This is a genomic window from Haloarcula sp. JP-Z28 (assembly GCF_011440255.1).
Taxonomy (GTDB): domain Archaea; phylum Halobacteriota; class Halobacteria; order Halobacteriales; family Haloarculaceae; genus Haloarcula; species Haloarcula marismortui.
The window spans coordinates 1-16,583 of the sequence record NZ_JAAOHT010000080.1 but is presented as its reverse complement, the minus strand read 5'-3'; the positions used below and the strand labels follow the sequence as shown (position 1 = coordinate 16,583).

Sequence of the window (16,583 nt, the reverse complement as noted above, 5' to 3'; positions counted from 1 at the left end):
TCGTCGAGGATGGGTGCAGACTCACGGGTGCGATTCTTGCCGAACACTTGCATCGTGCCAGCATCGAGGTCGACGTGCCGCCACCGCAGGCCGTTCCGTTCTTCATCATCGGAGACGGCGACGAGTTCCGCACTGCGGGCTCCGGAGTAGGCGAGTAAGAAGACGAGTGCCTGGTCGCGGTAGGCCGCCGTGCGGTCAATGTCGTCGCTCTCGCCGGCTTCATCGACGCGGGCGGTGGCAGTCGCGCAAATGGCTTCGCGGTCGCGTGTCGTCCAGTACTGTTGGTCGGTTTCAGTCTCGTCGGTCGGAAGCGGGCCTTCGGCGTGGTTGGTCTTGGCCGGGTTCGTCGGTACCAGACCCTCGTAGACAGCCCACGTGAGAAATGAGCGGACGTAGGCGAAGTAGCGGCGGGCAGTCTCAGGTGAGATATCGTCCCGATCATCGGCTCGGGCTAGCTCACGAGCGTACTGCCGGCAGAGATCATCGTCAATCTCCTCGGGGCTGGTGATATCGTGTTGATCTCGTGCCCACGCGGCGAATTTCCGCAGCACGCTCGCGACGTTTGTTCGGTAGCGTCCGGAGTCGATATCGACCAGCCGTTTCTCGATTGCTGCTTCGAGGGCGTCGCCCCCGGGAGTAGCGTCGTACTCAGGCGGAAGCCGATCCATGCTTCCCGTACAGCGGCGGTCCGGGTAAAACTGGTGGTGCTTATTGCATTAATACAAACCTATCTACAAAACCAGAATATCGCCGTCTCAGGCACTCTGTTCGTGAATATTCGGGCTTTCTGTGTCTGATAAAGTCTATACAGCTATATCAATCTATCTTAAGAGGAGTTGAGATAACAGCGGGTTTAGTGGTGCTGTAATACGTGAACTGTCCAAAATTCGCTCTGTTAAAACACCCAATAACACTTCTAATTTACTTGCGGTCAATACGAAAGCACCATTTTACGGGTGATTCAGCTGCACTCCCCCCGAAGCACTGACCGTAGATGTTTACTACAGGCCAAAACCGTTCAAGACAGAGATCTGATTCGGTACTGCGAAACATGATGCGCCAACTGTCCCGCCCTCCCACCGGTACCTGTGACGAGACGGCACCCCAGCCTGCAACTAATCCGGAGGTCAGGGTCTGAACCGTTTGACCAACACGTAGCCGCCGACCGCACTGACCGCTGTAACGATGGCGACACACGCCGATAGAATAACCGCGATGGGGAGGGCGAATATGATATCTAGGAGCGCGATCGCCGGAGACTGAACCACGATGGCACCCCAAGCGATAGCTGCCCCAAGCCAAACTGTTACGAATGGGCCGACGATGACCGTGGTGATGACAGCCACGTCCGTCGATCGACCGGCGTGTCCACCTCGGCGGGCGAGTGACAGTGTTAGTGCCGTTATCACGAGCGGCACGAGGACCAGAACGCCAACGTGATAGAAAAGCGACTGCTCAAAAAAGGACTCCAAAATGTAGTAGGTAATCTCAAGAGAGTCACGACCGCCGGTATTGACGTACTCGCTGGTCACCAGAGGGACAAGAAAGTACGCGACCGCTCCAATCAGTCCCGTCGTTACCCCACTAAGGATGGCCAGAACCCCCGGTTCTATCTCACCGATCGATCCCGACGTCGTACGCTGTGGGGCCTCAGTCATGTTCTGTTGGCCGCCTACTCGTAAGTGGTCTTCAACCCGCGCGGATCCAGCTTGTGACCGATACTGGTCCGCCTGTCCCCGGAGTGGGGTGGGGCCTGTCACTTCGGACAGTAGGGCAACGTGCTGATCCCGCCGGGTGCCGTTTCACATTCATTGCACGGACATGGCTGAGATGAATGTTTTCTATTTGATGGGATGGTTAAATTTGGCTCAGAGTTGCAAAAACAGTAATGAACCCGCTGATAGATCTCTCAGTAGTCAACACGCATTCAGAATTAACAGTTTATCATGATGAGATTCCCCTGAATCTCATATCGTATGCATTGAGAGGGCCAGTCTCAACTACTGGCATAGATTCTTTCTGACAGGAATTGGCTCTATAGAGGGTCAGACCGGCGAAAACTGGCGGTTCGGTTTATTTCAGATGCTCGTAGCCCCAACTCTCCAGTATTCCAGCCACAGCATCTGGGTTCTCTGCCGCGAGTTCAACGAACGCTTCACGGAGGTCTGTCACCGAGACATCCTTCGACCGCATGTCGAGTTCATCGGCCACGTCAGCTCTGATTTGGTCTTCCAGTTCGGCGTACTCGTCGCGAAGAAATGCAACGTGTTCGTTGTCTCGGTCTTCTTTGACGGTCTGACGGCGGATTACGTACGGAATGTCGTTTGTGCTCATGGTGTCAGTGGTGTCGTGATCCGGTTCAGAGTCAGACTCAAGAGCCGTCTTGGGATCGGCGTCCGGCGCTGAATCGGCCTGGTCATCGGTCGTGTCTTCGGCGAAGGGGTCTTCGCCTGGCCCTTCTTTCATGCCCGCCATTTAGGCCACCTCCTCGATAGCGCCAGGTTCTGGGGGATTCGGAGCCTCAACTCCGGCTTGCGCTTCGAGATACCGAGCCAGTCGGTCATACTGCGCCAGCGTTTCGAGCTCGTAGTCACGGCGACGGTTGCGGTGGTCGCGGACGTAGGTAAACGCTGAACACTGCTGTGCCCACGAGCCTTCCATCAGCGAGGTTCGGTCACCGAAGGTTTCTGGCGTTGAGTAAGGAATCTCGCTGAGGATGCGCTTCTGGTCGTTTGTCCCCTTGACGCCGATCGGAACGGCAGCCAGCACACCCACGTCGATTTCCAGCGTGTCTTCGAGCCCAGCGACAAGTTGTTCGAGGCCTTCAACAGCGGCCTGGCCTTTGGCGCTCGGTTCAATTGGAATAACCAGCGACCGTGTGGCGTTAATAGCGTTGTGGAGATGTGGGCCCTCCGTCGCCGGCGGGTCACAAATCAGTACGTCGTACTCATCACGGACGCCGGCGTCAGCGAGAGTACTGAGAAGTGCAGCGTGGATATTGAACGCATCCCCGACAGCCGCGGCCTGATCCTGCTCGCGGCGGAGCCAATCGCCGAGATCGGCGAGTTGGTTGTGCTCAGGAATAATGTCCACACCGTGTTCGGCGGTCACGATGAGGTCTTCAAAGTCTCCTTTCGATCGGTTAATCATATGTCGAGCAAGATGGTCGACGTCTTTCGAGCGGTCCTCATCGACGCCAAACAGACGCGACAGGTTGCCTTCTTGCGGGTCCAGTGGGACGATCAAGGGCTTGAGACCGGCGCGTGCGTGTGCGACAGCGAGATTCGCGGCCGTCGTCGTCTTGCCGACGCCACCGGCTTCGCTGTAGGTACTGTATGAGAGCATAGGCACCCGTTGTAGCCCCAAGTTCAAATAATCTATTGATTTAACCAGTCTGTTCAATTAATTGGTTAAACCAATTGCTTCATACAATAGATTCAATTGTACGCTTCGACTAGCCAGTTTAACTGACTGTTTCAACCAGCTGGTTCAATTAATTTATTCAACCAGACAACTAGGCAATAGAGACGAAGTATGAGAAGATCAGGAGTCAGTACGTCGCACCGCCAATTCGAGATACGATTCTCTGAAGATGGTGGATTGTTCGTTATCGCCGTCACATCGTGACAAACTCCTCACCGGAGTCAGACAGGTATTCGGTGATACTCTGATAGATCCCGAACTCACTAATAATCGTCTGGAAAGCATTGACGACAGTCGCTATATCGAGATTGAGTTCATGTTCACGATAGGTGCCCAGTCCTGGCCACGATATTCTATATCTGAGAGTGTGATATTGGGGATCTCGAAATCAGAGAAGAAACTACGCATCCAGCGGGCAGTACGTGGCTCTCGTTCCTAGAACTCACAGAGTTTCTAATGTCGCTGATAGACGATCGAAAAGCAGGCAGGTGTTTCCGCTTCTGCAGCAAGCGTGATCATAGTGGAAACAATAGAGTCTGGCGAGTCTCCGACAACTAGGTCCGTGATTCTTCCCGTCACCGTGTTCGGCGATGTTGTGACCGATGACCACAGAGGCGCTGGTGACCGCCACAGCCTCCGATTCAAGCATATGCCGAGGGGGAAGGTCCATCCCTGCGAATATGTATACGAAGATTTCCAGCAATGCGGATTCTCAGACGGCTTCCGGATCAATTTGATAGCCCGTCGTGATCTCGGTCTCGATGAGCAGGCGCGGCCCTTCAGGCGAATTCTACGTCTTTCTCCGGGAGTGCGTTATGAATCCTGTCACGTACGCCTTGGGTCCAGCTCGTGAACTTCTGCTGGAGAACGGCGATATCTGTCATCACTCTTTCTCTCTGATTTCGACCGCCTGAATGCCATCGCGTAGCGTCGTCTGCTCGAGTTCACGAAGCGTCTCGGCGCTCGCGTCGACTGTCGCGAAGTGATTTCCCGCTAGCTCACCGGCCTGGCTCTTGAAGCAGGTGGGCCCACAGGGAAGCAGTATCTCCGCGTCGTTCCGATATCCTGGATAGAACAGGAGATCGCCACGCGATGGATATGTCGTGTGGTTTTCCCGAGGCAGTTCCGGAAGGTCAACATCGTCGATATTGATCCACGTCGCGATGCCGCTCCAGCGGACGTGCATCAACTCCGTGCGCAGCGGGAGCATCTCCCGGAACGCTGCGACGGTTTCTGGGGCTCGTTCTTCGTGCAGTTCGGCTGTGTACGTCGTGCCGTTGGTCTGAATTTCGATCATTGGTGTGTATCGTGTCGGTCAGTGTTCGATGCTAGTAGTGCCAGACTGTCGGCGAGAACTTGCGTTGCCACAGCACAGTCTGACCAATCCGCCCACTCTTTCGGTGAGTGTGAATAGCCGCCCGTGGACGGGGCGAACAGCAACGCTGCATCAGTCACATTGGCGACCTGCATCGTGTCGTGGCCTGCCCCCGAATGGAGTGTGCAGGTCTCGACGCCACGCCGGGATGCGGCTGTTTCGACGGCGTCCCGGACGCGCTCGGAGAGGCGGGTCGGAGCGATGTCATATGGGATGTCGAGTGACGTGTCGACACCGCGTTCGCGTTCCAGTTCGTCGAGCGAGTTCTCGACAGCCCGGACCTGACGGGCAATTTCCAATTGTTCGATAGAGCGAAGGTCGAGCTGCATCGACACGCTCCCGGGAACAACGTTGACCGCGTTCGGTTTTGGGTTGAGGCGGCCGACCGTTCCGACCGCTGTTCCCGTCCCTGTGGCGGCGATCTTGTTCGCAGTCTTCTCGATATCGATGACAAGTTCGCTCGCCGCGACGAGTGCGTCACGACGAGCCTGCATGCTCGTCGTCCCTGAGTGGTCAGCGCTCCCGTCAATAGTGACGTGTCCCCGCGTGGTACCGGTGATATCGGTCACGATACCCAGAGGAACCCCTGTCTCTTCGAGGTGCCCCCCCTGTTCGATGTGAAGTTCGACCCAGGCGTGCCATTCGCTCGCATCGAGGCGTCCTGTCCCGCAAAACCCGGCGTCCTCAAGTGCCGTTTCGAGCGAGACGCATCCGTCAGAGAGTTCCAAGGCGTCCTCGACCGAAAGGTCTCCGGCAGCGACGGAGGAGCCGAGAACGCCGTCAGCGAACCGCGTCCCCTCCTCACCGGTGAAAGAGACGACTTCAAGCGGTCGATCGACGACGACATCACTGTTCCGGACGGCTCGGACCGCTTCGAGCGCGGCGTAGACGCCGAGCGGACCGTCGAAGATACCTCCTCTGGGTACGGAGTCGAGGTGGCTCCCCGCCACGACGGGCGCGACCGTCGAGTCACACGTCGGCGGCGTCCAGCGACCAGCGATGTTGCCGACAGCGTCGACTCGAACGTCGAGGCCGAGTTCCTCCATCCGATCGGTGAGATACTCTCTTGCCCGCGCGTTAGCCTCGTCTGCCGGAAGTGCGGTCCGTCCACGCCCGGTTTCGGTTTCGACGCTGCCGAACTCACCAGTACGCTCGATGTCCGTTCGGAGCGAATCGGCATCGATGTCGATTGCAGCGTCCACTACTCCATCCCTCCCTGTGGGTCCCATGTTGGGGAGTCACGGGCGAGGAACTCACCGCGGGGTCGCCCGATGACGCCGGCATCGTCCGCGATGAGTTGTCCCCCGAGATACGTCTGGATGACTTTGCCGGTCACCTCTCGCCCCTCGTATATCGAGTAGTCCGCCAGAGAGGCGTTGTCTGTGGCCGAAATCTCATAGGACTCTGACGGATCGAACACGACGAAGTCGGCGTCCGCGCCGACGGCGAGCCGCCCTTTCTGTGGCAGGCCGAACGTCTCTGCGGGGTTCCTCGATAGCACCCGAACGAGGAACGAATATGGGAGCCCGCGGCGGTTGACCGCTTCGTCGTGAAACACCGGGAGGGCTGTCTGGAGGCTGTTTACGCCGAACGGACAGTCCCACCAGTTCTCGACCGTCTTTTCAGTCCGCGTTGACGCGACGTGGTCCGTCGATACGACATCAAGCGTGCCATCCCGGAGCGATTCAAACATCGCCTCAACGTCGTCCGCAGTTCGGAGCGGAGGAGACTGGAGCGCCATCGTGCCCTGTTCTGCGTAGGCGTCCTCGGTGAGGGTCGTGAAGTGCGGACACGTTTCGCCGCGGACCCGCGTTCCGTCCTCACGCGCCGCCGCGAGTTCGTCTACGGCCGCCCGCGAGGTGGTGTGGATACCGTAGTATTTGCAGTCAGTCTCAGTCGCCAGTGTGACTGCATCTGACAACGCCATCGCCTCCGCGTAGTCGGGGCGTGTCTCTGGATAGGCTGTTGGCTGTCCGCGTCCGCTGCAGCGCTGTTCGTCGGTCAGTGCCTGACAGACCGAGTCGTCTTCCGTATGGAGGACGGCAACCGCATCAAGGTCCGCAAGCCGGTCGAACGCGAGTCTAAGGAACCCGTTGGAGACCCCGACATCGTAGACGGTGAAGAACTTGAACGACGGAACACCCGCTTCGACGACCGCTTCGAACTCCTCGAAGACAGAACGGTCCTCGGCGGTCACCGTAGCATGCAGGCCGTAGTCGACGTACGCCGCCGACGCACTCTCTTTCTGGCGGTTAATGGCGTCAAGGAGCGACCCGCTGTCGGCCCATACTGAGTCATCTGCGTCGCGTTCGCGCTCGCCGGTCCACGTCTGCCACGCGAAATTGATAACCGTGGTGACGCCGCCGCGGGCCGCCGCGGCCGTCCCGGTCTCGTAGGTGTCGATAGAGTTGAAGCCGTTTATGTGGACATGCGGATCGACGACACCCGGCAGCACCATCTTTCCCGACACGTCCAGCGTGTCATCCGCATCGGGGAGATGCCGTTCGTTGCCGACGGCAACAATGGCTCCGTCCTCGACAGCGAACCCCGCGTCAACGGTTCCTTGCGCCGTGGCGAGCGTCCCGCCAACGACACGGAGGTCAGCTGCCATCGGACTCACTCCCGACCGGTCGCCGACCACGGAGTCGTTCGAACCCCTCCGCTCCGTCTTCGTATGCGATACACCGAACGTCACGGTCTTGTACGTCGTATTGCTCTGGATGTCTCATGGCACAGTCTTCGGTTGCGTGCGGACACCGCGGGTGGAGCCGACATCCCGACGGCATGTTCCGCGCGCCGGGTACCTCGCCGTCCAGCGACTCGCTGTCCGGTTTGTACGCTTCCTCTTGTTGAGAGGTGACCGGGATAGACGACAGAAGCGACCGTGTATAGGGATGCCGAGGATTCTCGAAGATACGGTCGGTCGGGCCCTGCTCCTGTATCTCACCGAGATACATGACGGCCGTTTCGTCCGCGAAGTTCCGCACGAGCGAGAGGTCATGCGTGATGAAGAGGTAGGTGAGGTCGAATTCAGTCTGGATGTCCTCAAGCAGCGAGATGATTTTCGCTTGCACACTCACGTCAAGCGCACTGGTCGGTTCGTCGAGTAATAGCAGGGACGGCTCGACGGCCAGCGCACGGGCGATATTCACCCGCTGTTTCTGCCCACCACTCAGTTCGTGGGGGTACTTGTACAGGTACTCGTCATTGAGCCCGACCCGTTCGAGCATCTGCCGAACGCGCTGTTCACGCTCCGACCGCGGAACCCCAGTAGCTTTCAGCGGGACCAACAGCGACTTCCGAATCGTCCGACGCGGGTTCAGGCAGGATGTCGGGTCCTGGAAGACGAGCTGAATCTCCGAGCGCATCTCGGCCAGTTGCTGTCGAATCGGATTAGTGATATCCTGTCCGTTGAACCGGATGAGACCGTCAGTCGTCTCGTGAATGTCGATAATCGTCTTTGCGACCGTCGACTTCCCGCTTCCGGATTCCCCGATCAGGCCGAGGGTCTCGCCCTCGTCGATACTGAAGGAGACGCCGTCGACCGCCTTCGCTGGCGGGTCAGACGAGAACAGTCCCTCAGCTGGGAAGTGTTTTTTCAGATCTTCGACTTCGAGTACCGGTCCGCTCATCGGTCACCCTCCGCCCGCTCCAGCGTCGGCTCGTTCTCAGACAGACGCCGTTTCGTTTCCTGAAGCGTCGGTACTGGCCCTCCGTCGCCGTCCGCGTGGCGGACACAGGCGGACCTGGCCTGCTCGCCAAACGAGACATCCGCCGGTTCACTGAACCGACAGCTGTCATCGGCGTACGGACAGCGTGGATGGAACCGACAGCCCATCGGTGGGTCAGTGTATTCCGGGACTGACCCGCCGATGCCGCCCGCCATCGACTCGCCAGAGAGCCGAGGTATCGACGCAATCAGTCCCTGCGTGTACGGGTGATGTGGCGTATCGAATATCTCCGCCGTCGGTGCGGTTTCAGCGATACGGCCACCGTACATGATGTAGACGCGGTCACTCAGCTGTCGAGCGACTCCCAAATTGTGCGTGATCATCAGGATACTCATGTCCCGCTTTGCGATGAGATCTTCGAGCAACGAGAGAATCTCGTCGTGGACGGTCACGTCCAGCGCGGACCCCGGCTCGTCGGCGATGAGCAGGTCGGGTTCGTTCAGCAGTGCCTGGGCGATTATCGCACGTTGTCGCATCCCGCCAGAGAGCTCCGACGGGTAGCTGTCCATCACGGATTCCGGATCAGGCATCCGGACTTCTTCGAGAAGATCAAGCACTCGCTCTCGGGCGGCGGACCGGTCCGTCGACGAGTAGCGTCGTCGAAGGTATCCCAGGATGCCAGTATCCCCTTCACCGCCGAACTGCGCTGTGTCCGTGAGTTGTTCTCCGATAGTGAAGACGGGATTGAGGCTCGACAGCGGGTTCTGGAAGATAACGCTGATCCGGTCACCATTAAGTGCCCGTCGCTCGGTATCCGGGAGTTCACGGAGGTCCTGGCCGTCGAACTCGACAGTTCCGTCGACGCGTGCCGGCGGTTCGTTAAGCAGTCCGGTGATGGCTTTGGTCGTCACGGATTTACCACAACCGGTTTCGCCGGCGATGGTAACTACTTCACCGTGTTCGACCGTCAGGTCGACACCGTCCACAACGTCGGCGTACCCATCGAAGCCCTCAAATCCGACCGAGAGGTCTCGGACAGAGAGCAGGGGAGCGGCGTCGCTCATTGCTCAACCTCCACATCAAAGAGGTCGCGCAGGCCGTCACCGAGCATATTGAATCCCATCACGAGGAGGAAGATGGCGAAGCCTGGGAAAATGCTGATCCACCACTCGGCGGGGAGATACTGGGTACCGTTTGCGACCATCGTCCCGAGTCCCGGTCTGGGCGGCTGGACACCGAGACCGATGAACGACAGCGATGCGCCCGTCAGGACGACGATGCCGGCATCAAGCGTGGCCTTGACCAATAGCGGCGAGAGGCAGTTCGGCAGTAGCTCCCGGAAGAGGATATGCGTCGTGCTCGCACCTGCGAGTTCTGCGGCTTGCACGTACTCCTCGGACGACAGACTCGCGGCCAGTCCACGGGTCAATCGTGCGTACCACGTCCACCACAGCGACGCGACAGCGAACATGGCGACTTCCAGGGTCGGCTCGAAGGCTGACGCGATAGCAAGTGCCAGGACGAGCGGTGGGAGCGCGAGGAACGTGTCCGTGATACGCATAATGATCGTATCGACCCACCCGCCTGCATAGCCGGCTACAAGACCCAGCATTACGCCGACCGGGACACCGAGGCCCAGCACAACTGCGACCAGTAGCAGCGCGATCCGGTAGCCGAATATGATGCGCGTGAGGATATCACGGCCTGCACTATCAGTCCCGAAGGGGTGGTCGAGGGACGGTGGTTGATAGGCGTTTGCGAAGTCCGTAAACGAGCCCACTTGCTCCGGATACGGCGCGATATACGGGGCGAACACGGCAGCGAGTGCGATGGCGACCACGATTACGAGTCCGATAACGCTCATCGGCTGGTTTGCGAACCGGCGATACGAACGGTACCACAGTTCGCGGCGTGCCGGCGAGACGATTCGATCGAGCCCGGATGTATCGAATGAGAGAGTATCGATACTCATGCGCTGTCACCTGCGAGGCCGATTCGCGGATCGATGTAGGTCGTGAGCATGTCGACGGCGAAGTTCACCACGACGAATGCGACGCCGACAAGCATCGTCACGCCAACAACGGCGTTCACGTCAGACGTGAGGACGGACTGGACGCCGTACTTCGCGAGGCCCGGCCACGAGTAGACGATTTCGATAATGAACGCGCCGCTGAGCAGCCACGCATACTGGAGACCGAGGATAGTCAGCGTCGGAACGAACGCGTTCTTCAGCGTGTACTTATCCGTAATCATCCACGTCGGTAGCCCATAGCCGCGCATCGCCTCGATGTAGTCCTGGCCTTCGACATCGATCATACTCGAGCGCGTGATACGGATTATCTGCCCCATCCCGCTAAACGATAGCGCAAGCGCCGGGAGCAGGATGTGCGTCCACGCGTCGACGTGTGCTGCAATCGATCCCGACAGGAGCGTATCGACAAGCATGAAGCCAGTCGTTCGGACTACCTCGCCACTGTACGCCGAGGAGAGTCGCCCCGTAATCGGGAACCAGTTGAGGAAGTACCCGAACACGAGCTGGAAGACGATGCCGACGAAGAAGCTCGGGACGCTCACCGTCGAGAACGCGAAAAACCGGGTTACGTTGTCGAGTATCCCGCCGTGGTGTTTCGCGGCGATGATGCCAAGTGGAATCCCGAACACCACCATGAACGTGAACGCGAGCGTGATGAGTTCGAGCGTCGCGGGGAACTTCATCACTAGATCATGTGCAACGGAGTTTTTCGTCTGGAGGCTCTGTCCCAAATCGCCGACAAAGAGTCGGCGCATGTACTCAACATACTGGAGCGGGAGCGGCTTGTTGAGTCCCATTTCAGCAGCGAGTTCCGCTACTTGCTCGTCGCTGGCCATCGCCCCGAGTGCCATCCGGGCAGGGTTCCCCGGCAGAACCCGCGAGATGACGAATATGAGGACTGACAGCCCGAGCAGGCTGACGGTCATCCCTGAGAGTCGACGCAGTATCTGGCCTATCCGTGGCATTACACTTGGTGAAGGTCTCGGAACGTGTATTCGAAGCCCTGTGCCGGCCGAAGCGTGAGTCCTTCGACATCGTTCTGGAAGCCGATTGTCTTCACGGTGTGGTACAGGTGCATATCACAGTACAGGTTCGCAAGCTTGCTCTGGAGCTGTTTGTAGATTTCGACGCGGGCCTGTCGGTCCGGCGTCTGGCGCGCTTCCTCAATGAGGGCGTCCACTTCGGGGTTGTCAAGATGTTCCATGCTCATCCACGTGTTCGCCGCGTCTGAGTGGAACTGATTGTAGAACATCGAATCCGGTGACGGATACGTCGGCACGTAGAACACCTGACTCGTGTGTGGCGTGTTCTCCACTGAAGTAGCCATCTCCGTGATGGTGCCCCACGTCTGGGGATTCAGCTCGACATTGATGCCGATGTCCGCCATGTTGTCTTTGAACAGGAGCGCGATGCGCTCCTGGAAGGAGTATGAGGAAGTAAACGTATTCGTGATGGTGAGTTCGCCCTCCGAGTAGCCAGCGTCGGCCAGAACCTGTCGCGCTCGCTCCGGGTCGTAGGACGGCTGCAGTACGTCGCCTTTGTGTGCGCCCCACGTGGGCGGCAGCGGTCCCTGGGCCTTCTTCATATCTGGGCGGATCTCGTTGACGACCTGTCCGTAATCGAATCCCCAAGCCATGGCCTCGCGAACCGCTGGGTCGTCAGTCGGTGCCTTTTGCGTGTTAATTTTGTTGTACAGCAGCCCAAACGTCGGGATTTTCTCGACCCGTGCGTTTTCCATCTCGCTGATGGCATTGTAGGTCTGGGAGTTCTGGTACTGCCCCGTCATATCCAGCTCTCCGTTTTTCATTAGCGTCTGTACAGTGGAGTTCTCCGTGATGATGCGAACCTCGACAGCGTCGAATGCTCCGTCCGGGAACTGCTTGAAGTAGTCGTCATATTTGGCGAACGTAATCGAGTTGCCACGGGAAAAATCAGCCAGCTGGTAGGCACCGGACCCGGCGTCGTTGTTATTGATGTACGACTGCCCGTAGTCGCCACGCTCGCCGTAGTCGCCGTCTTCGAGATTGTTCATGACCGTGTCCTTGTCCACGACGAAGACGAGGACCATGATGGGGAGGAACGGCGCATACGAGCGACTGAGTTCGAACGAAATCGTCCGCTCGTCCTCGACAACGATGTTCTCCTTGTCGAGAACATCGCTCAATAATGATGCGTATCCCTGATTGAGGTCGAGAAACCGCTCCGTCGTGAATTTCACGTCTTCAGCGGTCAGCGAATTACCGCTATGGAACGTCACGTCGTCCCGCAGAGTGAACGTGTACGTCTTGCTATCCGATGAAACCGACCAGTCTGACGCGAGGTGTGGTTGAATCTCTCCGTCGCTATTGGGGAAGACAAGCGGGTCGTACAGATTCACAAGCGCCATCGCCTGCACGTAATCAGTCCCCTTCGCAGGGTCGATGGTACCGAGCCGCTGAGAGATGTTCGCCGTGAGCGTCGACCCGTCGCCACCACTGCCCGTCTGTGATCCATCATCTCCGGCTGACGTGCCGTCAGCGGTCGAATCTGATCCGGATCCGCCCGCACAGCCAGCCAGCCCGGCGGCACCGGCTGAGCCGAGTGCAGCGAGGAACTGGCGGCGTGAGCCCGCTGATCGGAAATTAGATGCAGTTATTTCGCCCGTGGGAGCTTCGTCGCTATCGAGATCGTTGGTCTCGGTCATCGCTGGACTCCGTTGGAGTTGTCTGCAGATCCCATATCACACAGTACTAGCTCGATATGCTGGACATTCGCTTTCATTTTCGCTTCAGTATGCTAATTCCACCTCCTATTCAAAAGGCTTCCTATGCATACGTCATAACTAGCTCAGGAGACAATAGGTAAGAGTAGACCTTAATCAGAACACTATATCCTTAAATTTCTAAGAAAGAAGTCATCGGTTCAATATGTGCGAACAGAGTGTCTCACAACTGTGTACCACTTTGTCCACTATACCCGAGAAGGAGTGCTAGAAGCCGTGACTTTTGGTCGATATTCCCACTATACAATGTATTTGCCGGGCTTATGTTCAACATATGCGAACATATAAGACCGTCTGGTGTGAATCCCGAAATATGCCCCAAACCGGTGATGATGACGGCCCACGGACGTTGCAGACCGTCTCGACGGCTTCACAGGTGATGAGGACACTCAAAGAGCTAGATGGGGCCGGTGTGACAGAACTCGCGACTGAACTCGATATTTCGAAAAGCACCGCTCACATCCACTTGATGACCCTGGTAGAGAACGGGCTCGTCGTGAAGCGTGACAGCAAATACGAGCTCGCGCTCAGACTGTTCGCATTCGGCGAATACGTCCGTAGTCGGAATCCACTGTATCGCCACGGAAAGCCACAGGTCGATGAGCTCGCCGATAAAACAGGTCAATACGTCCACATCGTCACAGAAGAGAGCGGGCGTGCTATCAACCTCTATCAGGTGAAAGGCGATACGAGCGTCAGCGGAGAGTACCAGACCTCAAAACCCCAACAGCGAGATCGGTTGCACTATACCGCTTCGGGGAAGGCGATACTGGCCTTTCTCCCCAAACAGCGCGTCAATGAGATAATTGACCGTCATGGACTACCCGAGCGGACTTCGAATACCGTAACCGACCCCGATGCGCTATTCGAAGAGTTGACAACGATCCACGAACGCGGGTATGCATATAATGATGAGGAAGAGATCGAAGGATTCCGGGCGATAGGGGCACCGATCCGGACACCCGACGGCGGTGTACTCGGATCACTGAGTGTCTCTGGACCAACAAGTGTCCTTCAAGAGGAACGCTTCGAGGAAACGCTCCCGGAAAAAGTCGTTAACTCAGCAAACGTCATCGAAGTCAATATCAATATGAGCAGTCGTTCATGACTGCTCCGAAGATAACGTTCGAGCATTTTGAACGTGGTATCGAATACTAAACTGACTTGCGTAATCATTTCGGAGTCACCCCGGTTCGGGAACCGGATACACATAGATAACAGGCGTACAATTGTTATAAACACACGCTAATAATAAACGAATCCTCGATAGAGAGATTTATATTTAGATATATGTTGTCCCTTATATAACCACATAAATAAAAAGATGGTTATAAATACAGGAGGTTTTCCAAACTTGAGTCTAGAATAGCGGATTATAGTGTTAAAAGTCTCAAATATAGCTCCTTCTGAGATTTCTTTTGAGCATGATTATCAAGTTGGGATAATTTGGGCCCAAATGGCTCTGTTGACTTGATGGAAACGCTGCTACCCTAAGAGAGCGTGAAACAATATATGGGGCGCAAGAGACCGAGAGGATTTCTGTGCCACAGAGCACGTTCTGTTGACTGGTCCGTGTGCGAAAGAAGCCGAGTCATGGGCGTTACAGCCCGGATGCCGCGGCCCCCCGGCATCCGGGAAAGCCCGAATAGGTGAATCTCTGCTTCACGCACTGGCGTCCCGGGTGAACAAACCATATACCTCGGAATTGATGTCCACAAACGGTACGCACAGGTGGCAGTAATGGATGAGGCTGGGGAGATCGTCGAAGAGGTTCGCGTTCTAGACTCGCGGATCGAAGGGAGTATTTCGAAACGTGGATCGGGTCGTGTCCGGTAGTTGCTCGTCCAGGCTACAAACACAGCAGTTCACACCTGTAACGATGAGGACCTGAGCCGCTTCTATGAGCGGCTAGCTAGCCGGAAGAACTCACAGAAGGCAATCGTCGCCTGCGCTCGGAAAATGCTGGTGTCGATCTACCACATGCTAGACCGGGGCGAAGTATACAACCCGCCTGATGTGAGTTCATACAGGAGGGAACCGAGGGCCGCCGGGCGGGCGGCCCTTAGTGGCCGGTCGGGGCCAGCGTTAGCAACAGCTATCGCCAGACCGCGACCGCACCGCCTGAAGATATCGACCGCCTGCCGGACGGGAGAACAGCAGAGTACAGGACAGCGCAACTATTTTGTCGAAAACGGTGGTTTGTCTAGGTAGCAGCGTTTCCATAGGTAAAACCCTCAATATTTGATACATTCTGACCCGGTAGCGGTCAATACAAGCCAAGTAATTAATAGACGAAACGCTCTAAATAATATAATCGCTCTTCGGAAGCAGGTTGTTGGTTGAGTAGAACTGACTCGATGACTTCACGTGCTTGCTCATCAAGGTGACGAGTGAGTGTGTGGCGCTATTATGACGTCCAGGTCTGCTGATCGCCGGGCTTGCGGCCGACGTCTTCGGGAAGCGGTGCGGTTGCGGTCGCCCGCTAGGCGTAGTATGCTTCGAGATACCCCTCGTTCACACACCAGCCACACCACGCCAAGATATACGCGTAGTAGGTCTGGACCGTGTTCTGCTGGAGTCCCCGATCGCCGGAGAGGTGGCGGGCCTACTCACGGAAGAACCGCTCGTTGAGAACGGCGAAGGTCGGGTCGGGGTCGTCGTCAGTGGGAACGATCCCGATCCAGTCCTCGTCGCCATGCTCGCCGGTGGCACTCTTCGTGCGAACGTTTCGTGCTTCACCGAAGGCGGCGGCGTACTTCAGAGTATCTCAGCCTCGAAATCAGAATTGCATATCCAACCCTCCGGGGAAGTAAAGTTGCAGGCTCTCAATGATAGTGATAGTTGACGGACTGTAGCTATGAAACACACAGGCCAACCCCCGCTCCCAGACTGGGTTCAAAGTGCCTACCAGACGCTCGAGAGAGCGTATACCTCAGGTACTGACGAACTCGCTAGGACTGAAGCGCATGAGTTCCTTCTGGCTGAGTCCGAGAATATTGAAGAGCACGCTGATGCTGTATACGCAGTCGATCGGCTTCTTGACTGTGGCTGGATCTACGAGGCCAATGGACAACTCCGGAAAACCGAGTAACTCAATCCCGTTGGCCATGCCTATGATATTCTTCGTTTCAAAATGAGTATTAGCCAACAACCAATTGTAGCCGATCTTGTTGTTGGTTAATCCGGAATACGATAGAATCAGAACGAGTCTAACGTCGTCGATGTCTCGTCTGTAGCAAACAACTCCGCTAACCGCTCGTCCTCTTGAAGTACTTCCTGTGCCAAATCCGCGCGAATCGAAAATTCGTACTCATAGTATGA

Annotated in this window: 14 protein-coding genes and 3 pseudogenes; 2 read left to right on the top strand and 15 right to left on the bottom strand. The window is 57.0% G+C overall.

Annotated features, from left to right (window positions below; translation table 11 throughout):
- The 13 genes and pseudogenes from xerC to G9463_RS20340 form a co-directional block, all read right to left on the bottom strand.
- On the bottom strand, positions 1-668 hold a 668-nt coding region (gene xerC / locus G9463_RS20395; RefSeq protein WP_165897685.1), incomplete at its 3' end, for a tyrosine recombinase XerC.
- Positions 669-1,127: 459 nt separating this feature from the next.
- Complete coding sequence (locus tag G9463_RS20390) at positions 1,128-1,658, bottom strand: hypothetical protein (protein WP_165897684.1); 531 nt, start codon at positions 1,656-1,658, stop codon at positions 1,128-1,130.
- Between the two features lie 415 nt (positions 1,659-2,073).
- On the bottom strand, positions 2,074-2,475 hold the full coding sequence (locus tag G9463_RS20385) for a hypothetical protein (protein WP_165897683.1): 402 nt from the start codon (positions 2,473-2,475) through the stop codon (positions 2,074-2,076).
- A complete protein-coding gene (locus G9463_RS20380) occupies positions 2,476-3,345 on the bottom strand; it encodes a ParA family protein (protein WP_127014969.1) in 870 nt (289 codons plus the stop codon).
- Positions 3,346-3,616: 271 nt separating this feature from the next.
- Positions 3,617-3,942, bottom strand: a pseudogene (locus G9463_RS24585) (cell division control protein Cdc6); the annotation flags it as partial.
- Positions 3,943-4,306: 364 nt separating this feature from the next.
- The gene (locus G9463_RS20375) at positions 4,307-4,720 is read right to left on the bottom strand and encodes a DUF3830 family protein (RefSeq protein WP_165897682.1); all 414 of its coding nucleotides are present in this window, start codon (positions 4,718-4,720) and stop codon (positions 4,307-4,309) included.
- Entirely contained in the window at positions 4,717-6,027 is a 1,311-nt protein-coding gene (locus G9463_RS20370) for a Zn-dependent hydrolase (RefSeq protein ID WP_193569691.1), read from the bottom strand. Before G9463_RS20370 ends, G9463_RS20375 begins: the two co-directional genes overlap by 4 nt.
- Positions 6,000-7,409, bottom strand: coding sequence for a dihydroorotase family protein (locus G9463_RS20365; protein ID WP_165897681.1), 1,410 nt, complete (start codon positions 7,407-7,409; stop codon positions 6,000-6,002). Before G9463_RS20365 ends, G9463_RS20370 begins: the two co-directional genes overlap by 28 nt.
- Entirely contained in the window at positions 7,399-8,430 is a 1,032-nt protein-coding gene (locus G9463_RS20360; protein WP_165897680.1) for an ABC transporter ATP-binding protein, read from the bottom strand. Before G9463_RS20360 ends, G9463_RS20365 begins: the two co-directional genes overlap by 11 nt.
- Positions 8,427-9,533 (bottom strand): ABC transporter ATP-binding protein, encoded by a 1,107-nt coding sequence (locus G9463_RS20355; RefSeq protein ID WP_127014965.1) that lies wholly within the window; start codon positions 9,531-9,533, stop codon positions 8,427-8,429. The genes G9463_RS20360 and G9463_RS20355 overlap by 4 nt, the downstream gene beginning before the upstream one ends.
- A complete protein-coding gene (locus G9463_RS20350) occupies positions 9,530-10,441 on the bottom strand; it encodes an ABC transporter permease (protein WP_165897679.1) in 912 nt (303 codons plus the stop codon). The genes G9463_RS20355 and G9463_RS20350 overlap by 4 nt, the downstream gene beginning before the upstream one ends.
- Entirely contained in the window at positions 10,438-11,466 is a 1,029-nt protein-coding gene (locus G9463_RS20345; protein WP_165897678.1) for an ABC transporter permease, read from the bottom strand. Before G9463_RS20345 ends, G9463_RS20350 begins: the two co-directional genes overlap by 4 nt.
- The gene (locus tag G9463_RS20340) at positions 11,466-13,184 is read right to left on the bottom strand and encodes an ABC transporter substrate-binding protein (protein ID WP_193569690.1); all 1,719 of its coding nucleotides are present in this window, start codon (positions 13,182-13,184) and stop codon (positions 11,466-11,468) included. Before G9463_RS20340 ends, G9463_RS20345 begins: the two co-directional genes overlap by 1 nt.
- Positions 13,185-13,575: 391 nt before the next feature.
- Here G9463_RS20340 and G9463_RS20335 point away from each other — a divergent pair, with 391 nt between their 5' ends.
- Both G9463_RS20335 and G9463_RS24110 read left to right on the top strand, forming a co-directional pair.
- Positions 13,576-14,370, top strand: a complete 795-nt coding sequence (locus G9463_RS20335) for an IclR family transcriptional regulator (RefSeq protein ID WP_165897677.1) — start codon at positions 13,576-13,578, stop codon at positions 14,368-14,370.
- 674 nt (positions 14,371-15,044) lie between these two features.
- Positions 15,045-15,287 (top strand): annotated as a pseudogene (locus tag G9463_RS24110) (IS110 family transposase); the annotation flags it as partial.
- Positions 15,288-15,672: 385 nt separating this feature from the next.
- Here the strand turns inward: G9463_RS24110 and G9463_RS24105 are convergent.
- Positions 15,673-15,972, bottom strand: a pseudogene (locus G9463_RS24105) (site-specific integrase); the annotation flags it as partial.
- 222 nt (positions 15,973-16,194) lie between these two features.
- Positions 16,195-16,371 carry a nitrate ABC transporter ATP-binding protein gene (locus tag G9463_RS20320; RefSeq protein WP_127014961.1) on the bottom strand — a complete coding sequence of 59 codons (177 nt, stop codon included), beginning with the start codon at positions 16,369-16,371 and terminating at the stop codon, positions 16,195-16,197.
- Positions 16,372-16,583 lie beyond the last annotated feature (212 nt).